We start from the raw sequence: 23,764 nt of genomic DNA on the forward strand, positions 1-23,764 counted from the left end.
GTAAGCGGTGTTTTGATCCCACCTTCCTGAAGGCTTCCTGATCTGCGAGTCCGTTTCCGAGTATAGATTGGAATTGGAGGCTGGGTTGGTAGGAGATATATCGCTCCATATGGAGGATACTGGCCGTATGGATGTCATGGTCGGTCCTTCCGGGAAACGGCGCTGGTCTGATGCCTATAAGGGCCGTGTGGTCGCCGAAACACTGGTGCCGGGTGTTACCGTCAATGAAGTGGCGCGGCGGCACGAACTGCTGCCAAATCATTTGTCGGCGTGGCGTCGGCTGGCGAAGGAAGGCAGGCTGGCGGTTCCGGATCTGGCCGGAGCGGAGTTTGAGTTTGCGTCGTTGGTGGTTGAGCCTGTGACCGCGCCGGCTCCCGCCGCGTCCAGTGATGCGGTTGAGATCCTCTGTGGCGATGTCACGGTTCGTCTGGGGGCTGATACATCTCCCGAGCGGATAGCGGGGATTGTTCGTGCCCTGTCCGGGTCCGGATGATCTTCCCATCACAACGGGTTCGGATTGTTGTGGCGACGAAGCCGGTGGATTTCCGCAAGGGCCACAATGGACTGGCGGCTCTGGTAAAAAATGAACTGCATAAGGAGCCGTTCACCGGAACCGTTTTTGTGTTCCGCTCGAAACGTGCGGACCGTCTGAAGCTGCTCTACTGGGATGGGACGGGACTGGTTATGACGTACAAGCGGCTGGAGGAGACGACTTTCACGTGGCCTGCGGTTCGAAACGGTCTGATGTCACTTAGCCACGCGCAGTTTGAGGCCCTGTTCTGCGGTCTGGACTGGCGGAAAGTGAAGGCCCTGTCGGCCCGTCCACCGACTGCGGCAGAGTAAAAAACCATCCTTTACCCTGGTCCCCGGGCACTGGTTTTGGTAGTCCGGGATCATGATTTCGACGGCTGATCTTCCGGATGACGTGGATGCGCTCAAGGCCATGATCGTGGCGCAGAGTGAACGGAATGACCGTCTGGAAACTCTGGTTGCATCCCTCAGACAGGCCCTGTTCGGACGAAGATCCGAAAAATCCGATCCTGACCAGTTTGAACTGGCCCTCGAAGATCTTGAGACCGGTATTGCTGAGGTGGAAGCCGAACGTGAGGCTGATCCAGCGGGTGCGCAAACCCGGACCTCAAAGCCGCGCGCAACCAACCGGGGGGCGCTGCCCAAACACCTGCCGCGCATTGAGGAGGTGGTCGAGCCGGACAGCACGATCTGTCGTTGCGGTACCGAACGCCATGTTATTGGCGAAGACGTGAGTGAACGTCTGGACATTGTGCCGGCACGGTTCCGGCTGATTGTGACCCGACGCCCGAAATATGCCTGCCGTTCCTGTGAGGACGGTATCGTCCAGGCCGCCGCACCGGCACACCTGATCCCGGGCGGCATGCCAACCGAAGCCACCATTGCCCATGTGATCGTCAGCAAATACGCGGATCATCTGCCCCTGTACCGGCAGGCGCAGATCTACGGACGTCAGGGGATTGAACTTGACCGCTCCACACTGGCTGACTGGGTTGGTCGCGCGGCATTCGAGCTGCGACCCGTTTTTGATGCCCTGATCTCCGACCTGAAAAAATCGCCGAAGCTGTTCATGGATGAGACCAGAGCCCCTGTTCTTGATCCTGGCCGGGGAAAGACGAAAACCGGATACTTCTGGGCGCTGGCCCGCGACGACCGGGCGTGGGGTGGAGATGATCCGCCCGGTGTCACGTTCACTTACGCGCCCGGACGATCCGGCCAGTATGCGGATCAGATACTGCAGGACTTCCGCGGCATTCTGCAGGTTGACGGGTATGCCGGCTACAACCGGCTGATCAGGCGGCCGTCACAGGGTATTCAGCTGGCCTACTGCTGGGCGCATGCGAGGCGGAAGCTCCACGAGGTTGCCCGGACTGGAACCACACCGATCGCCGATGAGGGTTTGCGACAGATTACCGCCCTCTACAGGATCGAGAAAGAGGTCCGCGGCGAAAGCCCCGCCAGGCGGTTGGCTGCAAGACAGGAGCGCTCCAAACCCGCCCTTGAGGCATTCGGGACATGGCTCACGGCAAACCGTGCGCGGGTGTCAGCCAAATCGCCCCTTGGAGAAGCCCTGAAATACATCGCCAAATACTGGGACGGCCTCTGCCTGTTTCTGACCGACGGGCGCATCGAGATGGACTCGAACCCCGTGGAGCGAACAATCCGCCCCATCGCTCTAAACAGGAAAAACGCACTCTTCGCGGGTCATGATGCCGGAGCACAAAACTGGGCAATCATGGCGTCCCTTATCGAGACCTGCAAACTCAACGCCGTCGATCCCCACGCCTGGCTGACCGAAACCCTCACCGCAATTGTGAACGGCCACCGACAGGCCAACATCAAAGCACTGCTGCCGTGGAACCATCAACCGAAGGTGTGATCAGGACTTCGCTTACGCTTCATCACGGTGAAAGCTGCCAGTACAATCGCATCGAGCGACAGGGCACTCAAAAGCACGATACCGGAGGCGCCCACATCTGTTCGACGATAGCGGAACACGCCCCAGTGTATGATCATATCCATTACAAGGTAGAAGAAGGCACCGAGGGATGCGATCCGGCCCAGGTCGAAAAGCACGGCCAGCGCTGAAGCGATGACAACGGTATAGACCAGCGTGTGGCGCTGGATAGGGCCGGACATTCCGAAGTGGCTGTGCGGGATCATTTCCATGTCCGTCAACATCGCCAGCATGCGCGACACCGCGAAGACGCTGGCCAGAACGCCGGACGCGGTTGCGACAGCGGCCAGGATCACCGTCAGTATGAAGCCGGTTTGTCCAAGGGCGGGCTGCGCCGCTTGTGCCAGTGAATAGTCACGCGCCGAGATGATCTCCTCGATCGTCAGACTCGAACCAACCCCGAAGGCTACCAACAGGTAAACGACGACGCAGATCCCGATCGAGAACATGATTGCTCGGCCAACGTTGCGGTTGGGTTCGGTGATCTCGGCCCCGCTGTTGGTGATCGTCGTGAACCCTTTGAAGGCAAGGATAGCCAGCGCCGTGGATGCTATTAAACCGGTTATACTGTAGGATTGAGGCGTCTCGGAGGCCGCGGCGAACGCAAAACCACTGGACCACAGGGCCGCGATGCCGAACAGAGCTATGCCTCCGATCTTGATCGCTGCCATGATCAGCGAAAATAGCCCGACCGAGCGGTTTCCGGCGATGTTCACCAGAAAGGCGAAAACGATCACGGCCACGGCCAGAGCGGGGACCAGTGGGCCACCTTCGATGTCGAAAAGGCGCAAGACATAGGTGGCGAAGGTCCGGGCGACGAGGCTTTCCGCGATCACCATGCTGAGCGCCATCAGCAGTGCGGCCCCGCCTGCGATGGCTCCAGGACCATAGCACTTCTGCAGGATCATGGCGATGCCGCCCGAGGACGGCCATTTGTTCGACATCCTGATGTAGCTGTAGGCGCTGAAGCTTGTGACGACCGCGCCGGCGATGAATGCAAGCGGAAACAGCGGGCCGGCGAGCTGCGCGATTTGCCCCGTCAACGCAAAGATCCCGGCGCCGATCATCACGCCTGTTCCCATCGCGATGGCTCCGCCCAGACTGATGGACCCTTCGCGGTACGTGTCTTGTTCGCTCTGCATAAATGGTCCCTTCTCAATCTTGGTTCGTCCGAACGCTGTTGCGCGCTTCTAGATACGAACGCCGCGAAGACGCAGCGAATTGAGCACCACCGAGATTGACGACGCGCTCATGGCGAAGGCGGCAAACATCGGACTGATGAGGATGCCAAAGAAGGGAAACAGAATTCCTGCCGCGACCGGCACACCGGAGGCATTGTAGATCAGCGCGAAGAACAGATTCTGGCGGATGTTGCGCATCGTGGCCCGAGCCAACCGCCGCGCACGCACAATAGCGTCGAGGTTGCCCTTGACCAGCGTGATGCCGGCACTTTCGATGGCCACATCTGCACCAGTGCCCATGGCGATGCCGACATCGGCCTGTGCAAGAGCCGGCGCGTCGTTGACGCCGTCCCCGGCCATTGCCACCTTGTGACCTTCGGCCTGCAATTCCTTGATGATGCGCGCCTTGTCCTCGGGCAGTACGTCGGCCCGGATCTCGTCGATGCCGAGCCGGGCACCGATCGCCTTGGCTGTGCGCTCGTTGTCGCCGGTCGCCATGATGACCCGGAACCCAAGTTCATGCAGGTCCTGGATGGCGGCATGGGTGGTTTCCTTCACCGGATCGGCGACAGCGACAAGACCGGCAATGTCGCCGTCCAGCACTACGAACATCACGGTCTCACCCTCGTCGCGGCGGGCATTGGCCTTGGCGGTCAACTCGCCCGCCTCGAGCCCCAATTCGCGGATCATCGCCAAATTGCCGAGCGCGACCGCTTTGCCGTCAACGACCCCCTTGACGCCCTTGCCAGTGACCGCCTCGAAGTCCCGCGCCTCGTCCATTTTGACATTTCGCTCCTCCGCACCCCTGACGATCGCTTCAGCCAAGGGGTGCTCCGATCCGCGCTCAAGCGATGCGGCGAGACGCAAGACCTCGGCTTCGTCGTGGCCGGGTTGCGGGAGTACGTCGACAAGCTGTGGTTTGCCCATCGTCAACGTGCCGGTCTTGTCGACGATCAGGGTATCGACTTTCTCGAACCGCTCCAGCGCCTCGGCGTTCTTGATAAGCACCCCGGCCTGGGCTCCCCGCCCTGTCGCCGTCATGATCGACATCGGTGTCGCCAGGCCAAGCGCACAGGGACAGGCGATGATCAGAACCGCGACGGCGGAGACCAGTGCATAAGACAGCGCAGGCGCGGGCCCCCAGATTGCCCAGGCGATGAAGGACAGGACCGCGATACCGATGACGGCCGGAACGAAATATCCCGCCACCTTGTCGGCATATTTCTGGATCGGGGCGCGCGAGCGCTGCGCGTTCGACACCATCTCGACAATTTGAGCCAGCATCGTGTCGGACCCGACACGCGTCGCCTCCACCACAAGACTGCCCGTGCCGTTGATCGTCGCACCAGTTACTGGGTCGCCTTCGGTCTTCTCGACCGGCACAGGTTCACCGGAGATCATGCTTTCGTCGATCGAGGACCGGCCGTCCAGAACGACGCCATCGACAGGCACCTTGTCACCGGGCCGTACGCGCAGCCGGTCGCCGACCTGTACGTCCTCCAGCGGGATCTCCTCTTCGGAGCCATCGTCCCGCATGACCCGCGCGGTCTTGGCGGCCATATCGAGTAGCGCACGGATCGCCTTTCCGGTTCCTTCACGTGCGCGCAATTCCATCACCTGACCGAGCAGCACGAGCGTCACGATCACCGCCGCCGCCTCGAAGTAGACGCCGACATGGCCTTCGGAGTCTCGGAACCCATCAGGGAATATGTCCGGTGCGAGAACGGCAACGACGCTGAAGAGCCAGGCGGCCAGAACGCCCATGCCGATCAGGGAGAACATGTTGAGGTTCAATGTGCGGAACGAAATCCATCCGCGTTCCAGAAACGGCCAGCCGCACCACAAGACCACTGGCGTTGCCAGGATCAATTCGATCCATTGTGTAGTGCTTTCGCCAAAAAACGTCCGGACTGCGGGGAAACCGACGAATGGCCCCATCGTGAGGACAAGGAGCGGGATAGTCAGAACTGTGCCGACCCAGAACCGCCGTGTGAAATCCACCAGTTCGGGATTTGGACCTTCATCGGCCGGCACACCGGATTCCAGTTCCAATCCCATACCACAGATCGGACACGCGCCCGGATCAAGCTGCCGCACCTGAGGGTGCATCGGGCAGGTGTAAATGGGACCATCATGCCCTGTAGGAACCAGATCATATCGGCCATCGGCCGGCGTGGCACCCGCGTGATGGTCTTGATGATCATGTGCTGAATGGACCTCGAGCTCCGATTCCGGCACGAGATGCATCCCGCATTTCGGACAATTGCCGGGCTCAGCCTGCCGCACCTCAGGGTGCATGGGGCAAACGAATACCGAAGAAGCTGCTGTGGTTTCGGAACTGTCGGGGGTACTCATTTTGCGGTCCTTTCCGAGAATGCTTCTCTTGCCTAGGGCTTCCATCCGCAGGAGGGTCAAGAGAGATCAGTACGGCGATTACATTGCGGCTCTGCGGGGTGGCGCTGTCCGGCCCCGTTCCCGCAGGGCGAACACAATCAACGCCAGCCCGACCAGCACCATTGGCATGGAGAGCAACTGGCCCATGGTCAAACCCCACTCACCAAAGTGGAGCGCATGGCCAATTGGGTTATCTTCCGTCACAAACTGCTGGTCCGGTTGCCGGAACATCTCGACGAAATTTCGGGCAAGACCATAGCCGGTCAGAAACACGCCAGCCAAGGCACCGGGCATTTTCAGCCAGCCCCGGCCCCAAGCGAGATAAATGAGCAGCATTCCAAGAATGAGCCCCTCCAATAGCGCCTCGTACAGCTGGGACGGGTGTCGGGCGCAGAGGCCGCTAATCCCTGGGCAGGCCTGCGCGACTTCGCCGGGAAAGATCACCGCCCAGGGAACGTCCGTCGGCCGCCCCCACAACTCATTATTGGTGAAGTTCGCCAGCCGCCCAAGAAACAAGCCCGGCGGTGCTGCCAAAGCCAGCAAGTCGCCAGTGCTGAGCAATGACGCGTTCTGTCTAAGGCAGAACAGCAAGGCCGCGAAGACAACGCCCGCGAACCCCCCGTGGAAAGACATGCCGCCTTGCCAGACCATCAGAATTTCCAAGGGATTAGCGAGATAATATGCGGGCTGGTAAAACAGTACAAAGCCCAAGCGACCACCAACAATCACGCCGATGATAATCCACGTCAGAAGATCTTCTATCTGCGTTCGGTCAAGCGGCGGTCCAGCTGACGTCCAGAGCGCTGGACGGCTTATGGCACTCAAACAAATGCGCCAGCCAATCAGGATACCGAAGATATAGGCTAGCGCGTACCAGCGGAGTGCGAATGTGACCCCCCCGATGTCGAAGGAGAAGAGGTCGGTTCCAATATCCGGAAATGGCAATCCCGCTGACAGCACTGGGTGAGTTCCTCATCAGGAATTTACGTGGGGATTAGATGGCATTGATCGAGCACCGCTAAAGGCGCTCGATCTGCGACATGGCATCCAACGCCTATCCCGCAATCACGCGGCGTCGAGGGCGTCCCGCAGAAGATCGCGGACTTCGCCGGCGACCGCGTCCAGGTCTTGGTTCTGCACCGCCTGCATCGAAGCGACAGGATCGACCGCGCTGACCTCGGTGTCGCCCTCCACTTGCCGCAGGATAACATTGCAGGGAAGCATCGCGCCGATGCGAGGCTCGATCTCGATGGCTTTGTGCGCCATGCCCGGATTGCAGGCCCCCAGGATGCGGTAAGGCGGCATGTCCGCATCAAGTTTCTTTTTCATCGTCGCTTTAACGTCAATCTCAGTCAAAACGCCGAAGCCCTTGTCTGCCAAAGCATCCCGAACACGCATCTCTGCGTCATCGATTTTGGTGTCTTTCAGGACGCGATCATAGGTATAGGCCATGGGAATTTTCCTTTCCTTGTCTCTATTTGTTGGCATACCGAGGCTTAACGGTTCAGGTCGCGGTTCGGTTCAATGTCCCGACCGCGAATGGTTTTGGCGGTGTGAGGACGGGTGCCGGAAAAACCGGCACCCATTGGCTCAGTTGTCCTGCATCATGGAGCCGCTGCCCATGCCCTGACCGTTGCCGGGCCGCGCAGGCGCATCTGCCATATTCGACCGCATCATCTGCATCCGCTCCATCCTATCGGCCGGTGCGGCCATCTCTTCCGGGGTCACCGCACCGTCGCCATCGGCATCGAGGTGTTGAAAACGGTCCACCATCATTTCGCGGATCATCGCACTGTGGAGAGCTTCAAACTCGGTAATCGAGAGGTTTCCATCCCCATCGCTGTCAAACTCTGAAAGCTTGGCCTGAAGCTGCGTGCGCATTTCTGCCGGCGTGGTTGTGCCGTTTCCATCAGTGTCGAACATTTGCGTCATGCCGCCAGCCATGCCTGCGCCCATCATGCCACTGCCCATGCCGCGGCCCATCATGGTTCCGTGCATGCGCTGCATCATGTCCATCATTCCGCCCATGTTTCCCATCATGTCCGGACCACTATCCTGCATCATGCCTGCCCCACCTTGGGCACCTGGTTGCCCACCGTGCCGATGGTGGGCATCCGCCAAGGCGGCGCCACCATAGGCGGTTGCAGCCAAGGTCAGTGCAGCGAGTAAAGCGTTGCGTTTCATTTCGATCACCTCGTGTCAGTGTTGCGATACCTACCATATGGGCGACGCCTGCAGGTGCGGAATGCCACGCGAGCCGGTGTTTTGTATCGCGAGGTCACAAAAGCGGGGTCTGTTACAAATTGCGACAAATCAATTCGGGGCGACCGCTCCTCTTCATCTGAGACATGCGATATCCAGAAAAAAAAGGTATCGAGGATCCGTATACCAACCGAAACCGAACCCATGTTTCGGTAGAGGTGAAATCCGGAAGAGTTGGTGTCGAGAGTGCTGGAGGCCCTGAATATCCCGAAAATTCAGTCATTCAACTCATGGCAGGAGGCTGCTAGGTGCGCTTCTCCAATCGCATTTTCTCAGTTCTAACCTTGGTGATTTTGGCGGGGTGTGGTGCAGGAAACGACATGCGCCCTCATGCTTCAGCCGAAGTCATCAGCAGTGCATCCTACCGTCATGACGGACCGGCCGCGCTAACGCTGTACACCATGATCAACAACAGATCCGGGGCGGGTGCGCATAGCAGCGTCATGATCAATGGGTCGCAGCGCGTTATCTTCGATCCGGCAGGAACGGTCCGGCTGAGCGCGGTACCGGAGCGGGGAGATGTGCTTTATGGCATTACTCCACAAGTGGCCGAATTTTACGCGCGGGCTCATGCACGGGAGACCTACCACGTCGTCATACAAGAGATCGATGTGTCCCCCGAAGTCGCGGAGCAGGCCTTGCGGCTTGCAATTGCCAGCGGCCCAGCCGCTTCCGGTTTTTGTAGTGCCAGTACCTCCGCGGTACTCAGGCAATTACCAGGATTTGAGTCCATCGGACGCACATTTTTCCCAAAGCGCCTGATGGCGGATTTTGGCAAGCTGCCGGGCGTGCGAACCACAAAGCTGTTCGAGAACGATGAGGACGACAAATCCGTAGCGATCGCACAATTCGAAAGTTCACTTGCGACACAGCCGTGAGTGTTCGTCCAAAAATTCTTTGGAAGATGTCCCTGGACGACGCTATCCTCGGCGTGCGAGCCAAAGATGCTCTGTCCAACGAATAGGTCAGCTTCGAGCGGTAACGCTGTCTTCGGCCGAGTAGAGGAACGCCGTCGATCCGATAGCGACATTCGGATAGAGATCATTGATGTGGGCCATCACCATGCGCACGCATCCCGAACTGGCCCGGCCGCCAATGCTGCGAGGGCTCGGCGTTCCGTGAATTCGAAGGTACGTATCCCGATCTCCGACGAATAGATACAAAGCCCTGCTGCCCAAGGCATTGTTGGGGCCGGGCTCCATACCGTCGGCAAACCGCTCGTAAGCCTCCGGATCGCGTTCGATCATCGACTGTGTTGGCGTCCAGTGCGGCCATTCGACCTTTCGGCGGATCGTATAGGTGCCGGGTTCATAGAGATCGCCCTTGGCAATCGCGACCCCGTAGCGCATCGCGGTGCCACCTTCCTCAATATGGTACAGATAGCGCGCGATCGCATCGACGTGAATGTCACCCGGGCGCAAACCTTCATTCGCCAAAACGCGTTGCGGCAGCAGCCTGGGATGCAGCCCCCATGGGTTGGTTGTTGCCGGGTCATAGTTGGCGGGCGTGACCTGCGCATCCCAAGCTGTTTTTTCGGCTTTTGTCGGCCAGGTCTTAGCGAATGCTGGTGAACTCAGAGATGCTGACAACAGCGAGCCGGAAAGTGCAAGGAAGTGCCGTCTTGTAACCATGAAGCGAAGCCCTTTGTTTGTTTTCGATGAATCCGAGACGTTTCAAGAAACGTCCGCGATCCCATGTCACCGAACCTTTTGATGTCTTGCGATCGTGACCAACCAGAGGCAAGCAAGGACACCGCTTAGGATCGCGTTCCAACTCGCCATGGACAACGTCAGAAATTCCCAGACAACCTCATCGCACAGAACAAGAGTCGAAGCACTTGAACTTGCAGAGGACAACAATTCCGATACCGACATTTGGGAGACATCGAGGCCGGATCCCGTGCAAGAAGTCGGTCCCTCCCACCAGCCGCGCTCGACACCGGTGTGAAACACTCCCAACGCGGATGTGCTGAGTGCCGATAGGGTCCCGATTATCAGGATTGGCAGGATCGGCAGAGCAAAGAGCAACATAGCGCCCATTCCAATGGCGATTGCGTGTGGGTAGCGTTGCCAGATGCACATTGCGCACGGCGCGTAGCGAAGAGCCTGGAAAACGAAGGCCCCTATCAGCAAGGCGGCTGATCCTGCCGCCGCAATCATGCCGAGAGATTTTGGTGTCAGGGTCAATGAACGCTCCCGTTAGCAATCGATGGACCTGTTTCTCGCTTGTCAGGCTACGTAAACGGCAGAAGGCCTGTTATCATTCAGAGATTTGTAACGGTATGTATCCGTCGCGACCCTCAGCCGACCCTGATCCACGTTGCCATACCGTCGGCTTGGTGGCTCAACATGTGGCAATGCAGCATCCAGGATCCCGGATTGTCCAGGACGACGAGAACGTCCCGCGTCTCGCCGATATCCAGATAGGTCGAGTCCCGGTATGGACCGGCTTCACCCGCCGCATCGAGTTCCCAGAAATGGTGGCCATGCAGATGCATGACATGTGGAAACCCGGTTTCGTTGCGGATCGAAATGCGCGCGGTCGTTCCCTGCGCGGCGGATAGGAAAGGCCTTCGAGGCAGGCCGGACACGTCATTGAGCGCCCATGTTCCGGTGCCGCTGTGGGACGCGCTTCCCGCACCTCCCTGGAGCACCAGCTCCGCGGTTTGGCCGGGCTCTTGCGGGGCGGGCATTCGGTTGGCGGGCAACGCGGTGATGGGCACTTTCGCAGGCTCACGAGAACCGGAAACAGCGATTTCGCCAAGGCTCAACGTCCGCTCTCCAAAGCTGTCGTCAAATCTAATAGGCCCGGTCGCATCACCAATCACATCGCATCTTTGCCCCGGAGCTAGGAGGATGGGTTCGAGTGTCTGTGGCTGCGCCAGGGGCATACCATCCAGTGCAACGATCTTTCCTGCCAGACCGTCCAGCCCGACACGGTAAACCCTGTCGATAGAGGGATTTATCAGGCGCAAGCGCAGGCGGTCGCCTTGTCTCACATTCTTGCTGGTTCCATTGGAAACAAGCGCCGTGACCGTATTGCCGATACGGCCCTCGGTCGCGAAATGAGCCGGGTTGAACCCTTCGTCGTACTGTCCGGACTGATCCAACAAGACATCGAAGAACTGAACAACGATGTCATGGTCGACAGCCGGCGCATTTTGCTCCTCGACGATGAAGGCGCCGAAAAGACCGCGGCTGACCTGATCGTAAGACAGGTAATGCGAGTGATACCAATACGTGCCGGCATCCGGGACGCCGAATTGATAACGATACGAGTCGCCCGGAATGACCACATCCTGAGTGAGGACGTTGACACCATCCATCCGATTTGGAACCCGCAACCCATGCCAGTGAACGAGAGCGCCCTCCTCCAATCGGTTATCGAGGGTAATGCGGGCGGTTTGTCCTTGTCGCATTCTGACTTCTGGGCCCGGCAGACCACCGTTGAAGCCCAACATCGACACGTCGTACCCAGCAAGGTGCGCCTTGATCGATTGGGGCGCGAGGATCAACTCGTGTGTCGCTGCTGGCAAGCGGGTACCAGCCAGCGCAACGGTCATCCCGCCAAGGAAAGACCTCCGGCTCAAAGACAATTCCGTCACCTCATGAATGATAGACTGGCTTTCGCCAACTGCCGCACCTGTGCCATTTCCGGAAGAGGAACTTCAATGCGACAGAACACTCCTCACGCCGTTGTCACTTTGGGATACAGGAAGACGCGGGCGCCGATTTCAACGCGTTCGTACAGATCCTTCACATGTTCATTCGTCAACCGCGCGCATCCATTCGACACGGCAGACCCAATTGTCTCCGGGGCGTTCGTTCCATGAATGCGAAGATAGGTATCGCGTCCCTCGGCATCGTAGAGATAGAGCGCGCGGGCCCCGAGCGGGTTGTTTGGCCCGCCTTTCAGTCCATCCTTGTACTTTGCGTATTTGCGTGGCTCGCGCCGGATCATGGCGTTCGTTGGCCGCCACCATGGCCATTTGGCCTTGCGCGCTACCGTGAACTCTCCGGGTTCGTACAAACCTTTGCGCCCTACCCCGACCCCGTGGCGGATCGCCATCCCGTCCTCGAGCATGAAATAAAGGAAAAAATCATCGGGAATGACGTGGACATCGCCTTTAACCCAGTCACCACGACGGGTGTTTACCAATTGCGGTTCGAACCGTTCGGGCAATTTGACTTTGTGGGCCCAGGCAGTTGTGGGCAGAAAGCAACCCATCGCTCCGGCACAAATCAATTCTCGTCTCGTGAAATTCTGCATGGCGCGATCTCCTCGGACCCATGAAAATTCAGTGCGCGTCAGGGGCAAAGAAAAGAAGCCGTGAACCGGGGCAGACGACGCGCCTTTGTTGCCTTGAAACTACGAAAATTCGCGCTTTTGGAACTCTCCAGCGCTGGAATGTTGTTGTTTTACAGAGAACTGCAAGGAGGTGACTGGAAATGCACTACTCACGATTTTTTATGATGATCGGAACATCGACCGTGGTCATGTTCGTTCTGATGTACCTGAACACCTATCTTTGGGGCCATATCTTCTTTTCGGAGACACGCCTTTACATGGCCATCCTGATGGGGGCGACCATGGCCGTGATCATGTTGGCGTACATGTTGTCCATGTATCAGAACACCAAAGCCAACATCGCGATTTTCGTTGGCGCAATAGTCCTTTTCGCGGCGAGCCTCTGGCTGGTTCGAGGGCAATTCACGGTGCAGGACAGGTCCTACATGCGCGCCATGATCCCGCACCACTCGATCGCCATCATGACGTCGACTCGTGCCGAGATCACCGACCCGCGCGTCCGGGGGCTCGCAGACGACATAATCTATGCGCAGGACAAGGAAATCGCCGAAATGCGCTACCTTATTGCTGACATTGGAGCAAACGGCGAAGCATCGGCCACGCGAAGCGAAACGCCGGCGCAGGTTGTGGATGCGCAACAGGCGCTTCAAACGGAGGTCGTGTCGAAGGTCGATCCTGAGTTTCTGACGGAAGACGAAATCGCTGCGGTGTTCCCGAATGGCGGAAATTGCCGCTTTGCTTACACCTCGGACAGTCCGGCTGTACTGGTGACTGGTGAAACCGGCGAAGGGTCTGCCGCCGCAATGAAGATCAGCGGTGATCTGGTGCGCCTGAATGCGCAGGGCGAAAATGCATTTTCTGAAGGCCCGCTGTCGGCCGAGATCGCAGAGACGAACGGTGACCTGACCGATCTGATCGTCAGCGCGGGAACCGACTACGAAGCCGGGTTCCGTGGTCAACTTACGTGCAGCGGATAAGGAGGAAAGGACATGCCCCGCGACACAGACAGTAAATCCGCGCAGCTTTATCGCATGGTCATGCCGGGCCATGTCTGCCCCTACGGTCTGAAATCGAAAGACCTGCTGGAGCGGCAAGGCTTCGAGGTGGAAGACCATCCGCTTAACACCCGTGAAGACACCGATGCTTTCATGGAGAAGCACGGGGTCGAGACGACGCCGCAGACTTTCATCGGGGACGAACGGATCGGCGGTTACGATGATCTCAGGGTGTTTTTCGACATTGACCCACCCGAGGAAGAGCAAAGCGACACGACCTACCAGCCGGTCATCGCGATCTTTTCCGTTGCCGCGCTGTTGGCATTGGGCCTGTCTTGGCACCAGTACGGGTCGGTCCTTACCTTGCGGGGGTTCGAATGGTTCATTTCGCTGTCCATGACCATTCTCGCGATCCAGAAATTGCAGGATGTCGAAGGGTTTTCGACGATGTTCCTCAACTACGATCTGCTGGCGCGCAAATGGGTGCGATACGGCAAGGTCTACCCGTTCGGCGAAGCGTTGGCAGGTGTCCTGATGACTGCCGGCGCGCTGCTGTGGCTCTCGGCTCCGGTTGCCTTGTTTATCGGCACGGTCGGTGCTGTCAGCGTGTTCAAGGCTGTTTATATCGACAAGAGAGAGCTGAAATGCGCCTGCGTCGGCGGTGACAGTTCTGTCCCACTGGGGTTCATTTCGCTGACGGAAAACCTGATGATGATCTTCATGGGTATCTGGATGCCGGTCCGCGCGATCTGGTTCTGAGGTACAGCCCCTTCTTGCCTGTCACTTGGCCAACCGCTCCGGCGACAGATCCTCGATGATGGGGCAGTCGGGCCGGTGATCCCCGGCACATTTTTCCACCAGTTCGGCGAGCGTCGCGCGCATGGATTGCAGTTTCGCGATCTTTTCCTCGATCTGGCGCAGATGGTCTTCCGCAACCGCCTTCACTTGCATGCTTTCGCGGTTTTCATCCTCGTAAAGCGACAGGAGCGTCCTGCAATCTTCGATGGTGAACCCCAAGGCCCGTGCGCGACCCAGAAACGCCAGCTTGTGAACGTGGTTCTCGGTGAACGCGCGATAGCCGTTCTCGCTACGGTTCGGGCAGATCAGACCGATGGCCTCGTAGTAGCGGATCGTCTTGGCGGGCACACCCGATTGTCGGGCAACGTCTCCGATGTTCATGTCGGACCTCCGTTATTCTGCTGGAGCAGGAGTGGCGGCTGCCATCTCTGCCGGGATTGCGCGCTGCTCGTCCATCGCAGGCGCGATGCGCCGCAGCCGCAGGGCATTGGTCAGGACAAACACCGAGGACAACGCCATTGCGCCTGCCGCGAGAATTGGTGACAGGAGCAGCCCAAAGGCGGGATAAAGCACCCCGGCGGCGACCGGAATCAGCGCGACATTGTAGGCAAAGGCCCAGAACAGGTTCTGGCGGATGTTGCGCATGGTCCGGCGGGACACTTCGAAGGCATTCACCACGCCGCGCAAATCGCCGGACATCAGGACGACATCCGCGGACTCGATGGCCACATCGGTGCCGGTGCCAATGGCGATACCCACATCGGCATGCGCCAGCGCCGGGGCGTCATTGATCCCGTCGCCGACAAAGGCGATGCGCTTGCCGCCCTCACGCAACGTATCGAGCGCCGCGACCTTGCCGTCTGGCAGAACGCCCGCGACGACGTGATCAATGCCGGTTTCGCGGGCGATGGCTTCGGCGGTTTCGTGTTTGTCCCCGGTGATCATCGCAACCGCAAGACCCTTTTCGTGCAGCGCTGCGATGGCTGCGCGGCTTGCCGGTTTGACCGGGTCGGAAACGCCGATCACGGCGGCGACACGTCCGTCTATGGCAGCGTAAAGCGCCGTGCGACCCTTGCTTGCGATCTTCGTTTCCTCTGGAGCCAATGCCGAGACGTCAATGCCTTCGCGCGCCATGTAGCGGTCGGCCCCAACCAACACCTCCACGTCTTCGACCACGGCGCGCACGCCGTAACCGGTGACCGACTGGAATACTTCGGCCTCCACAAGCGGTGCGCCCTCGGCCCGGGCGGCGCGCACGATTGCGTCCGCGACAGGATGCTCGGAGAGCGACTCCACGGCGGCGATCTTCGAGAGCGTTGTTGGACGATCGAACCCTTCCACCAGCACAAGGTCAGTCAGTGCGGGTCGCCCCTCGGTCACCGTGCCTGTTTTGTCGAGAGCGACCACATCAACGGAATCAAGTTGCTGCAAGGCGTCGCCCTTGCGGAACAGGACGCCCATTTCCGCAGCACGTCCCGTCCCGACCATGATCGAAGTCGGCGTCGCAAGTCCCATCGCGCAGGGGCACGCGATGATGAGCACCGACACACCGGCGATCAGCGCCATTGTCAGGGCCGGATCAGGCCCGAAAACCAGCCAGACCAGCACGGTCGCCACCGCGATCGTCATGACGGCAGGCACGAACCACAAGGTGATCCGGTCGACCAATCCCTGGATCGGCAGCTTGGCGCCCTGGGCTTCTTCGACCATGCGAATAATCTGCGCCAGGGTCGTGTCGGCGCCGACCCGGGTGGCGCGGAATTGCAGACTTCCTGCGCCGTTGACCGTTCCGCCGGTCACAGGATCTCCGGCACCCTTTTCAGCGGGGATTGGCTCGCCAGTCAACATGCTTTCGTCGACGCGGCTGGTCCCTTCGATGACCTCGCCATCGACCGCGATGCGTTCGCCGGGGCGCACGACGACGATGTCACCCTGAACCAGCGCATCGATCTCGATCTCGACGCTTTCACCGTCCCGCATCACTCGTGCGGTCCGCGCCTGAAGCCCCAGCAGCTTCTGGATGGCCGCGCCCGTTCTCCCCTTAGCGCGCGCTTCAAGAAAACGCCCCAGCAAGATTAGGACGACGATGACCGCTGCCGCCTCGAAGTAGACAGAGCGCAGCGTGTCAGGCAAGGCCGATGGTACGAATGTCGCTACTACGGAATAGAAGTAAGCCGCCCCGGTGCCGACCGCGACGAGGCTGTTCATGTCGGGCGCGCCCCGGAATAGGGCCGGGAAACCCTTGGTGTAAAACGTCCGGCCCGGGCCGAAGAGAACGATTGTCGTGAGAACGAATTGAAGAAGCCAACTCGTCTGCTGGCCAATCGTGGTCTCGATCAGCATATGAACGGCCGGAATGACGTGGCCACCCATTTCGATCAGGAAGACCGGCAAGGCGAGGATGGCCGCAAAGGTGACCCGTTTGGCAAGCGCCTGAGCCTCTTCCTCCTTGCGCGCAACTCTGTCGTCACCGGCCTGGGCCGTTGCCACGGTTGCTGGATACCCTGCCGCGCCGCTTGATTCGATCAGATCGGATGTCGTGACAAGACCTTCGACGTAAACGACCGTCGCCGTCTCTGAGGCGAGGTTGACGTTCACCTCGACCACCCCGGGCACCGCGGCAAGCGCCTTATCGACCCGCCCGACGCAAGAGGCACAGGACATCGCTGCAATCGTGAGTTCGGCCCTGGCCTTCCGCGCGGGGTAGCCCAGCTCGCGAAGGGATTCGATGATGTCGGGAATGCGCTTGAGCGCGTCCACGCTCATGCGAGCAGTTTCCGAGGCAAGGTTCACCGACACATCCTCTACGCCGTCGATTGCATTCAATGCGCGATCGACCCTGCCAACGCAGGACGCGCATGACATGCCTTCGATCGGCAGGCTGATCTGTTTGGGTTCGGGCATATGTGTCACCTGTTTTTCCATTCGAAGTGGAATATGAGGCTTCCAGTTACTGGAGGGTCAATGGGAGGGCGCCAAATAAATTTCTTCACTTGACCTTCCAGCGGGGGGAAGCCCCATGTCACCGATAGAAATCAGATCAAGGAGTGGTTCCGATGAAGTTCAGCGTTCCGGACATGAGCTGTGGGCATTGCACCGCAGCAATCGAAAGCGCGGTGAAGAGCGCAGATCCGAATGCAGGCGTAGAATGTGACCTTTCTGCCCGACAGGTGCATGTCGACAGCGTGTTACCAGCCGATCAGGTCCAAGCGATCATTCGGGATGCGGGCTACAACGTGGAACCTGCGGCCGCTTGATGCAGTGCCTGGACCACCCAAGGGTGGTCCAGGCACAGAATTTCAGTCTTCGACTTTGCGGGCTTCCTCGACCAAGTCGGCAAGCTGCGCCTTTTCGACGAAGCCCGGGACCAGCGCATCCCCGATCACGAAAGACGGCGTGCCGTTAAAGCCCAGAGCTTGGGTCAGTTGCATGGAGGTCGCAATGTGCTCTTCGACCTCGGGGGCCTCCATGTCCTTGCGCAACTGCGCGATATCCAGGCCGATCTCCTCGGCCACGCGCAGCACGGAGGCCTCTTCCGCGCGGCCTTCCAGCCCCATCATTGCCCAGTGAAACTCTTCGTATTTGTCCTGCTTGCGCGCTGCCAAGGCCGCTTTCGCGGCAAACACCGATCCGTCTCCGAGAATGGGCCATTCACGATAGACGAGGCGAATGTTGGGATCGTCTTCGATCAAAGCCCGCACCTCGGGTTTGACCCGCCGACAATAGGGACAGTTGTAGTCGAAAAATTCCACAACAGTGACGTCCCCTTCCAGGTTGCCGAGAACCGGCGCATTCGGATCGTTCTCGATCAGATCGCGCTGGTCATTCAGAACTTGGGCCTGACTGAGCTCCTGCGCTTGCGCCTGCCTTTGTTCGAGGATCGCCACGGCCTCCATGACAATCTCCGGGTTCTCGCGGATTGCCTCGAGCACAAGTTCCTTGACCCGGGACTCTGACAGTTCGTCCGCGAGTGCCGGTATCGGAAGCAAGGCAGCTATCGCGACCGTCGTGAAGGCTTGTCTGAAACGCATTTTAGTTCTCTCCCCGTTGTTCGTCGGCTTCTGTCCGCGCGGCCTGGACTTCGCGGATGCGGTCTGGCCAGGTGGACCGGATGAAGGCCAGGATGTTGTGAATTTGCTGGTCGGTCAGCACGTCTGCGAAACCGGGCATGCCACTGTCGAATTCGACGCCCTGACGCGCCAGAAGCGCCGCACCCCCCAGTTTTGTGTAATCGAAGAGCAGGCTGTCAGGATGATGCCAGGTGTGACCCGTCTCATCATGTGGTGGTGCTGGCAGGCGCCCATCCGCGCCGGGCGTTCGCCATTCCGGCTGGCCTTCCAGACCCGCGCCATGACAAGACGCACAGTTTTCTGCGTAGAGCAACGCGCCTTCTTCGATGTCGTAGCTCTCCGCCCTGGACGCGCTGCCGACATCCGAGGATGCACTGGTCGAGAGCCAATACGTGAAGGCGGCTGCTGCGACAGTGATCGGAAGGGACCAAACGAGATATCTCATGTGACCCGTATCCAGGTTGTCATGCCAGATGCGGCGTGGCTGAGCATGTGGCAATGGAACAGCCACTTGCCGGGATTGTCTGCCGTAAAGGCGATCTCCCGGGACTCGTTGCCGGCCAACAGGATCGTGTCCCGCATCGGCCCGAACGCGCCGTCGGGGCGCAGCTCGCGGAAATGCATCCCGTGCAGGTGCATCGCATGTGGGAAAACGGTCTGGTTCTCGATCTTCAGGCGCACCGGCTCGTTCAGGGATAGATCGGCCAGTGGCGTGTAGGTCATTTCGGCGACATCATTCAGGGCCCAGAATTTGCCCGCTTGGGCAAGCTGACGGAATCCAAGACGTTCCCCGCCAAGCAATGCGGACTGCATTCGCCCCATTGCCCCGCCGGACATGACCAGTCGCAAATCACGCGCATCGGCAAGGTCCGGGGCGTGTGCCGCGGGGTTCGGCGGCAACGGCAGTGGCTTGCCTCTTGGTACTGAACTGGCTGTGCCGTTGACCAGAAAACTCACCAACGGGGTCAGTTGATCATCATCGCCGATGCGAAGCAATTGGGCGGTGCCGCCTTCGTCTTCGGTCACATCCACAATTAAGTCGACGCGCTGTGCCGGGCCGAGGATCAACTCGCCGTCAACCGACTGGGGTTGGCCGGTTGGCATTCCATCCACGGCCACCGTCCAGCCACTGAATCCAGAGAGCCTCAGCGGGAAAATTCGAGCGCTTGCTGCGTTGATGATCCGCAAGCGAATGCGTTCGTTGCGCTTCGCGGGCAAGGTCAGGTCATAGCGCCCATTGGTCGTGATAAAGTTGCCGATGCGTCCACCGTGGCTCATCATCATAGGCTGTTCGAAATTGTCGAACAGCTGCCCGCTCTCAGGGTCGAGCAACCAGTCCTCCAGAACGATGACTTCCTCGCGGTCTATGTCCGGTCCATCGACCTCTTCGACGATCAAGGCACCGCGCAAACCACGCGCGACTTGCTCGTATGAGCGATTATGCGCGTGATACCAATAGGTGCCCGCGTCCGGTACGACGAAGTCGTAGTCAAAGGTTTCACCTGGTGCCACGGCTTTCTGGGTCAGTCCTGAAACGCCATCCATCGCGTTATCGATCCGGATTCCGTGCCAGTGAACCGAACTGGGATCGGGTACCTCGTTGCGGAACCTGCGACGCACCCGATCGCCTTGTGCAACCCGGATTTCCGGGGCCGGAACAAGACCGTCATAGCCCCAGATCTCTGTTTCCGGGTAGGTGTCCGGAAGAAGTTGTCGACGCGCAACCTTGGTAACCACGTCCTCGAACGGGGTTGCGGCATAAGCCGACCGCGGGATGGCGGCCGCACAGGCCGCCAGAGTTGCATTGCGCAAGAAATCCCTACGTGTTTGTTTCATTTCGATCCTCGAGAAAGCGGGGGCGTGTCGCCCCCGCGTGATGTTAGTTCGAAGCGGAGTTCTCCGCCTCGACCGTGTCCTTGTTCAGCAGGAAAAGCGCCATCGCTTCGCGATCGGCAGGTGTCAGAAACCGAGTTCCGTCGCGAACGACTTCCGCCATGCTGCCGCCGAACGCATCGCCCGAAGGGGTGATGCCGGTCTGGAGCGCATAAGCGAGGTTTGAAACCGTCCAGTCATTTTTGACCAGCTCTTTTGGCCGTATCGCGGGGGCCTTGCTGCCACCGGGAAGCTGGGCGTTGCCTGCAAAGGAAGCACCGATATCGCGGCCTCCCGCAAGATTGCGCGGCGTATGGCAGGCTCCGCAATGTGCCGCACCGCGCACCAATTCCCGTCCTCGATTCCATGCGTCGCTTCGCCCTTCAACCGGTTCGGTATCCGGATCGTAGAAGAACGCCGCTCGCCAGAGCTTCAGCCCCCATCGTTGGTCGAATGGGAAGCTGACATCATTTTCTGGTGCAGGCTCGTCCACGGGCGACACGGTTTGAAACGCCGCCCAGAGGTCAGCGATATCCTGATCAGAAAAACCCGCATAGAAGGTGTACGGGAAAGACGGATAGTAGGGCGTTCCATCGGGGCCGATGCCTTGCCGCACGGCTTTTGCGAACTGTTCTGCCGTCCATTCGCCCATGCCATGTTCCGGGTCTGTCGTCAGGTTGGGCGGGTAGAACGTTCCGAACGGGGTTTCGAGCGGCGCCCCTCCGGCAAGTGGTGCGCCGCCCGCTTCAAAATTGGTATGACAGGCAATGCACCCACTGGCGCGCGCCAGATATGCGCCCCGGTCGACATTGCCCTCTATTGCAATCGGAGTCACTGCACTGCCGACAGGCCATGCAATCACGACGCCGAGGCTGGCCGCGCCCAGCACGGCGGCCCCGCTGACGAGTGTCAAGAACCGGCGCATGGTCAGTCTTCTTCCGCCCGGAAGCGTTCATGGCATGCGGAACAGACCTGGGTCGTCATCGCGAATGCTGCGTCGGCGGGCATTTCGGCAATGGCGGCCGCATCCATCATGTCGCCTCGGCCCATCATCGTGCTCCCGCCCATCATGGTTGTATCGCCTCCCATCATTGACCCGCCGCCCATCATCGAGGCGCCATCCATGGAGGTATTGCCGCTCATGCCGCCCAATCCATTGTCGGCTGCGCGTTCCAGGCCCTCAGAGTATTCTTCCAGCTGACTTGCCAATGCCGCGAAGCGCTCCCAGTCGGTCCACACCTCGTCCTTGGCTTCCGAGGGCATGCCCCCTGTGCCCTCTGGGAACAGCTTTGTCATGCTCTCACCGGCGTGCTGCTGGAACAGGCGCGCTGCATCGCGCACTGTTTCTGCGTCATAGGCCGTTTCGCCCCGCATCATCGGGGCCACGGTCTTGACCGCCTTCCCCATTGCAAGCATGGCATCCATGCGCTCTTTCACGATGCCGGTGGCACCGCTATGCGCGAATGCCGTGACCGCAGTACCTGCAATCAACACTGCCGCTACGATAGTCGTCTTTTTCATGTCTTCGATCCTTCTTTGGGTCTGCTTTTCGAGCGATGTGAAATCAGACCCACCGTCGGGGCGGTGGAGGATCGCTGATCGGGCGCAATTCGGTTCGTTGGATCGCGCCGTCTTGCATGACGGCTTTCAGAAAAGAAGGCTCGTACGCCATGTTCGGCTGAAGCAATAACGCTGCCGGGACAGAACAATCGAGGCCTGGATGGCAGTGGCCAGAGGCCTCGGTCGATGGCCCTGCGTCTTCGTGACCATGGTATTCCTGCCCCAACGACGTTTCACCATGATATACCGGCGCCTCTGGCACCCCGAGAACTACAAGGAAAAGGCCGAAAACGGCCGACAGAATCCATCGGTTCGTCTTCGACCAACGCATCAGTTGATCCCGTTGGCCCGCTGCAATTCGCGGACATAGGCGGCCACCATCTTGACGTCTCCTTGGGTCAATCCCTCGATCTTAGGCATATTACCGAAATTCCAGTGATGTGCACGGACGCCGTTTTGAGCTGCCAGAACAAAAGCCATGTCCGAATGGTGGCTCGGTTCGTAGATCTTGTGCACGAGAGGCGGCGCAACACCGTTGCGACCGGCGGCATTTTCGCCGTGACACTCGGAACATTTTGCCTCGAATATGTTCTTCCCAAGCGCCGCCTGCTGCGAGAGTGCGTCAGGCAGCTGGACCTGGACGATCGGATCGCCTTCGGCAATCTCGCTTGTGTCAGGTGGCGTCATGGAGTGGCCAACCGCTGTATCTTCCGCTCCAACGAACTGCCAAACGGCAAAACCCCCGCCGATAACAAAAACGGCACCAATCAGCGCAGTCAATTTGTCCATGCCTGTATCTTCCGCCTTGCCCGTTGGGTCAGATGAGTTTGACTTGAGTGCCGACAGGTGCCCGCTCGTAGACTTCCTCGATCTGTGCGTTGAACAGGCCGATGCAGCCGTTTGACGACCGGCGGCCGATCTTGCGCGTATCCTGTGTCCCGTGAATACGGTAGTACTGCCACGACAGGTACAGTGCACGAGTACCCAATGGGTTGTCCGGATCACCCCCCTCGACACGAGCCGGCCATTCCGGATTGCGTTCCCGCATGGAGGGCGTTGGCGCCCAGCTGGGGTTTTTGCGTTTTTCCACCACTTCGGTGTAACCGCGTTTGGTGAGTTCGTCGGTCAGCGGAACGGACGTTGGGTAGATCCGCATTTCGCCATCTGATGTCCAATGCTGGAGCGCCTTCGTCACGGTATCGGAGATGATGATCCCCTTTCCGAGTGCGTCGAAGTGATCTTGCCAGTCATGAACTCGGAAAGAAGAAATGTTGCGGCGAATGGTTTCGGCTCGAACCACGCTTGGTGCAACCAAAGCGACAGCCGCATACCCCAACAGGCTTCGTCGATTGATCTTGTTGTTTCGCGATGTCGTCATGACACACTCCTAGCCTACGGTTTGTACATGTCTTTTACGGGAGACCCGGCATCAGGCAACCTGACAAAGCCGCGAGAAGTGTATCCATTTGTATCCTTGACCTTACCCTGCTGGAGGGTCGCAAATAGCGCGAAGAACGAGACAAAGAGGGTGTCATGGACCACCAAAACCACAGAAAAAAGTCGATCACGGACAGGCTCATGCATTATGGTATGATGGCGTGTTGCGTCGTCATGCTGCTGCCCGTTGCGGGGTTTTTTCTTGCCGGCGGCACATTGGCGGGCATGTGGGGCAATGCAGCGGCTTTCGCCCCGCTCCTGCTGTGCGTTGGGGCGCATCTCGTGATGCACAAGTTCATGGGAAAATCGTGCCATTCCGACAAGGCAAAGAATACTATCGAGGAAACGACCGAGCCCATAACCTCCGCGATTCCAGTCGTGGTCCGCGACAGGCCGTGA

The 23,764-nt window shown here is 59.3% G+C and carries 26 protein-coding genes; 8 read left to right on the forward strand and 18 right to left on the reverse strand.

Going from position 1 to position 23,764, the window contains the following annotated elements; translation table 11 throughout:
• Positions 1-109: 109 nt before the first annotated feature.
• From tnpA to tnpC, 3 genes are read left to right on the forward strand one after another with little or no spacing between them, the layout of a single operon-like run.
• The gene (gene tnpA, locus ACP15P_RS20915) at positions 110-493 is read left to right on the forward strand and encodes an IS66-like element accessory protein TnpA (protein WP_424928839.1); all 384 of its coding nucleotides are present in this window, start codon (positions 110-112) and stop codon (positions 491-493) included.
• Positions 490-843, forward strand: coding sequence for an IS66 family insertion sequence element accessory protein TnpB (tnpB, locus tag ACP15P_RS20920; RefSeq protein WP_424928840.1), 354 nt, complete (start codon positions 490-492; stop codon positions 841-843). The genes tnpA and tnpB overlap by 4 nt, the downstream gene beginning before the upstream one ends.
• A gap of 52 nt (positions 844-895) precedes the next feature.
• A complete protein-coding gene (tnpC, locus tag ACP15P_RS20925; RefSeq protein ID WP_424928841.1) occupies positions 896-2,410 on the forward strand; it encodes an IS66 family transposase in 1,515 nt (504 codons plus the stop codon).
• On the opposite strand, the gene ACP15P_RS20930 is transcribed toward tnpC, so the two are convergent.
• The 5 genes from ACP15P_RS20930 to ACP15P_RS20950 all read right to left on the reverse strand — a co-directional run bounded on the left by ACP15P_RS20930 (position 2,395) and on the right by ACP15P_RS20950 (position 8,247).
• Positions 2,395-3,630 carry an APC family permease gene (locus tag ACP15P_RS20930; protein ID WP_424930428.1) on the reverse strand — a complete coding sequence of 412 codons (1,236 nt, stop codon included), beginning with the start codon at positions 3,628-3,630 and terminating at the stop codon, positions 2,395-2,397. The two genes, tnpC and ACP15P_RS20930, sit on opposite strands and share 16 nt — an antisense overlap.
• Before the next feature lie 48 nt (positions 3,631-3,678).
• Positions 3,679-5,967, reverse strand: coding sequence for a copper-transporting P-type ATPase (locus ACP15P_RS20935; protein ID WP_424930475.1), 2,289 nt, complete (start codon positions 5,965-5,967; stop codon positions 3,679-3,681).
• A 135-nt stretch (positions 5,968-6,102) separates the two neighbouring features.
• Positions 6,103-7,023: a prolipoprotein diacylglyceryl transferase gene (lgt, locus tag ACP15P_RS20940; RefSeq protein WP_424930429.1), complete on the reverse strand. Its 921-nt coding sequence runs from the start codon at positions 7,021-7,023 to the stop codon at positions 6,103-6,105.
• 105 nt (positions 7,024-7,128) lie between these two features.
• Positions 7,129-7,515, reverse strand: a complete 387-nt coding sequence (locus tag ACP15P_RS20945) for a DUF302 domain-containing protein (RefSeq protein WP_424930430.1) — start codon at positions 7,513-7,515, stop codon at positions 7,129-7,131.
• 138 nt (positions 7,516-7,653) lie between these two features.
• Positions 7,654-8,247 carry an EF-hand domain-containing protein gene (locus ACP15P_RS20950; RefSeq protein ID WP_424930431.1) on the reverse strand — a complete coding sequence of 198 codons (594 nt, stop codon included), beginning with the start codon at positions 8,245-8,247 and terminating at the stop codon, positions 7,654-7,656.
• 344 nt (positions 8,248-8,591) lie between these two features.
• On the opposite strand from ACP15P_RS20950, the gene ACP15P_RS20955 reads away from it, so the two are divergent.
• The gene (locus ACP15P_RS20955) at positions 8,592-9,203 is read left to right on the forward strand and encodes a hypothetical protein (protein ID WP_424930476.1); all 612 of its coding nucleotides are present in this window, start codon (positions 8,592-8,594) and stop codon (positions 9,201-9,203) included.
• An 87-nt stretch (positions 9,204-9,290) separates the two neighbouring features.
• Here the strand turns inward: ACP15P_RS20955 and ACP15P_RS20960 are convergent, their stop codons facing one another.
• The 4 genes from ACP15P_RS20960 to ACP15P_RS20975 form a co-directional block, all read right to left on the reverse strand.
• A complete protein-coding gene (locus ACP15P_RS20960) occupies positions 9,291-9,956 on the reverse strand; it encodes a L,D-transpeptidase (RefSeq protein WP_424930432.1) in 666 nt (221 codons plus the stop codon).
• A 66-nt stretch (positions 9,957-10,022) separates the two neighbouring features.
• The gene (locus ACP15P_RS20965) at positions 10,023-10,511 is read right to left on the reverse strand and encodes a disulfide bond formation protein B (RefSeq protein ID WP_481736476.1); all 489 of its coding nucleotides are present in this window, start codon (positions 10,509-10,511) and stop codon (positions 10,023-10,025) included.
• 113 nt (positions 10,512-10,624) lie between these two features.
• On the reverse strand, positions 10,625-11,887 hold the full coding sequence (locus tag ACP15P_RS20970; protein ID WP_424930433.1) for a multicopper oxidase family protein: 1,263 nt from the start codon (positions 11,885-11,887) through the stop codon (positions 10,625-10,627).
• 125 nt (positions 11,888-12,012) lie between these two features.
• Complete coding sequence (locus tag ACP15P_RS20975) at positions 12,013-12,594, reverse strand: L,D-transpeptidase (protein WP_424930434.1); 582 nt, start codon at positions 12,592-12,594, stop codon at positions 12,013-12,015.
• Positions 12,595-12,773: 179 nt separating this feature from the next.
• On the opposite strand from ACP15P_RS20975, the gene ACP15P_RS20980 reads away from it, so the two are divergent.
• Together ACP15P_RS20980 and ACP15P_RS20985 are read left to right on the forward strand one after the other, a co-directional pair.
• Entirely contained in the window at positions 12,774-13,610 is an 837-nt protein-coding gene (locus ACP15P_RS20980) for a DUF305 domain-containing protein (RefSeq protein WP_012187184.1), read from the forward strand.
• Positions 13,611-13,622: 12 nt separating this feature from the next.
• On the forward strand, positions 13,623-14,387 hold the full coding sequence (locus tag ACP15P_RS20985; protein WP_424930435.1) for a MauE/DoxX family redox-associated membrane protein: 765 nt from the start codon (positions 13,623-13,625) through the stop codon (positions 14,385-14,387).
• A 21-nt stretch (positions 14,388-14,408) separates the two neighbouring features.
• Here ACP15P_RS20985 and cueR read toward each other — a convergent pair whose 3' ends face one another.
• Positions 14,409-14,807 carry a Cu(I)-responsive transcriptional regulator gene (gene cueR / locus ACP15P_RS20990; RefSeq protein WP_424930436.1) on the reverse strand — a complete coding sequence of 133 codons (399 nt, stop codon included), beginning with the start codon at positions 14,805-14,807 and terminating at the stop codon, positions 14,409-14,411.
• A gap of 12 nt (positions 14,808-14,819) precedes the next feature.
• The gene (locus ACP15P_RS20995) at positions 14,820-17,330 is read right to left on the reverse strand and encodes a heavy metal translocating P-type ATPase (protein WP_424930437.1); all 2,511 of its coding nucleotides are present in this window, start codon (positions 17,328-17,330) and stop codon (positions 14,820-14,822) included.
• A 152-nt stretch (positions 17,331-17,482) separates the two neighbouring features.
• On the opposite strand from ACP15P_RS20995, the gene ACP15P_RS21000 reads away from it, so the two are divergent.
• Entirely contained in the window at positions 17,483-17,683 is a 201-nt protein-coding gene (locus ACP15P_RS21000) for a heavy-metal-associated domain-containing protein (protein WP_007803412.1), read from the forward strand.
• Positions 17,684-17,725: 42 nt separating this feature from the next.
• Here the strand turns inward: ACP15P_RS21000 and ACP15P_RS21005 are convergent, their stop codons facing one another.
• The 7 genes from ACP15P_RS21005 to ACP15P_RS21035 all read right to left on the reverse strand — a co-directional run bounded on the left by ACP15P_RS21005 (position 17,726) and on the right by ACP15P_RS21035 (position 23,306).
• Positions 17,726-18,457, reverse strand: a complete 732-nt coding sequence (locus ACP15P_RS21005; RefSeq protein WP_009807488.1) for a DsbA family protein — start codon at positions 18,455-18,457, stop codon at positions 17,726-17,728.
• Between the two features lies 1 nt (position 18,458).
• Positions 18,459-18,941: a c-type cytochrome gene (locus tag ACP15P_RS21010; protein ID WP_007803408.1), complete on the reverse strand. Its 483-nt coding sequence runs from the start codon at positions 18,939-18,941 to the stop codon at positions 18,459-18,461.
• Entirely contained in the window at positions 18,938-20,332 is a 1,395-nt protein-coding gene (locus ACP15P_RS21015; RefSeq protein ID WP_424930438.1) for a multicopper oxidase family protein, read from the reverse strand. Before ACP15P_RS21015 ends, ACP15P_RS21010 begins: the two co-directional genes overlap by 4 nt.
• A gap of 43 nt (positions 20,333-20,375) precedes the next feature.
• Entirely contained in the window at positions 20,376-21,293 is a 918-nt protein-coding gene (locus tag ACP15P_RS21020; RefSeq protein ID WP_424930439.1) for a c-type cytochrome, read from the reverse strand.
• 2 nt (positions 21,294-21,295) lie between these two features.
• A complete protein-coding gene (locus ACP15P_RS21025; protein ID WP_007803403.1) occupies positions 21,296-21,889 on the reverse strand; it encodes a c-type cytochrome in 594 nt (197 codons plus the stop codon).
• Positions 21,890-22,258: 369 nt separating this feature from the next.
• A complete protein-coding gene (locus ACP15P_RS21030) occupies positions 22,259-22,717 on the reverse strand; it encodes a c-type cytochrome (protein WP_424930440.1) in 459 nt (152 codons plus the stop codon).
• Positions 22,718-22,745: 28 nt separating this feature from the next.
• A complete protein-coding gene (locus tag ACP15P_RS21035) occupies positions 22,746-23,306 on the reverse strand; it encodes a L,D-transpeptidase (protein WP_078523123.1) in 561 nt (186 codons plus the stop codon).
• A gap of 200 nt (positions 23,307-23,506) precedes the next feature.
• On the opposite strand from ACP15P_RS21035, the gene ACP15P_RS21040 reads away from it, so the two are divergent.
• A complete protein-coding gene (locus ACP15P_RS21040) occupies positions 23,507-23,764 on the forward strand; it encodes a DUF2933 domain-containing protein (protein ID WP_424930441.1) in 258 nt (85 codons plus the stop codon).

Origin of the sequence: Amaricoccus tamworthensis, assembly GCF_049800875.1 — a bacterium.
Classification (GTDB): domain Bacteria; phylum Pseudomonadota; class Alphaproteobacteria; order Rhodobacterales; family Rhodobacteraceae; genus Amaricoccus; species Amaricoccus tamworthensis.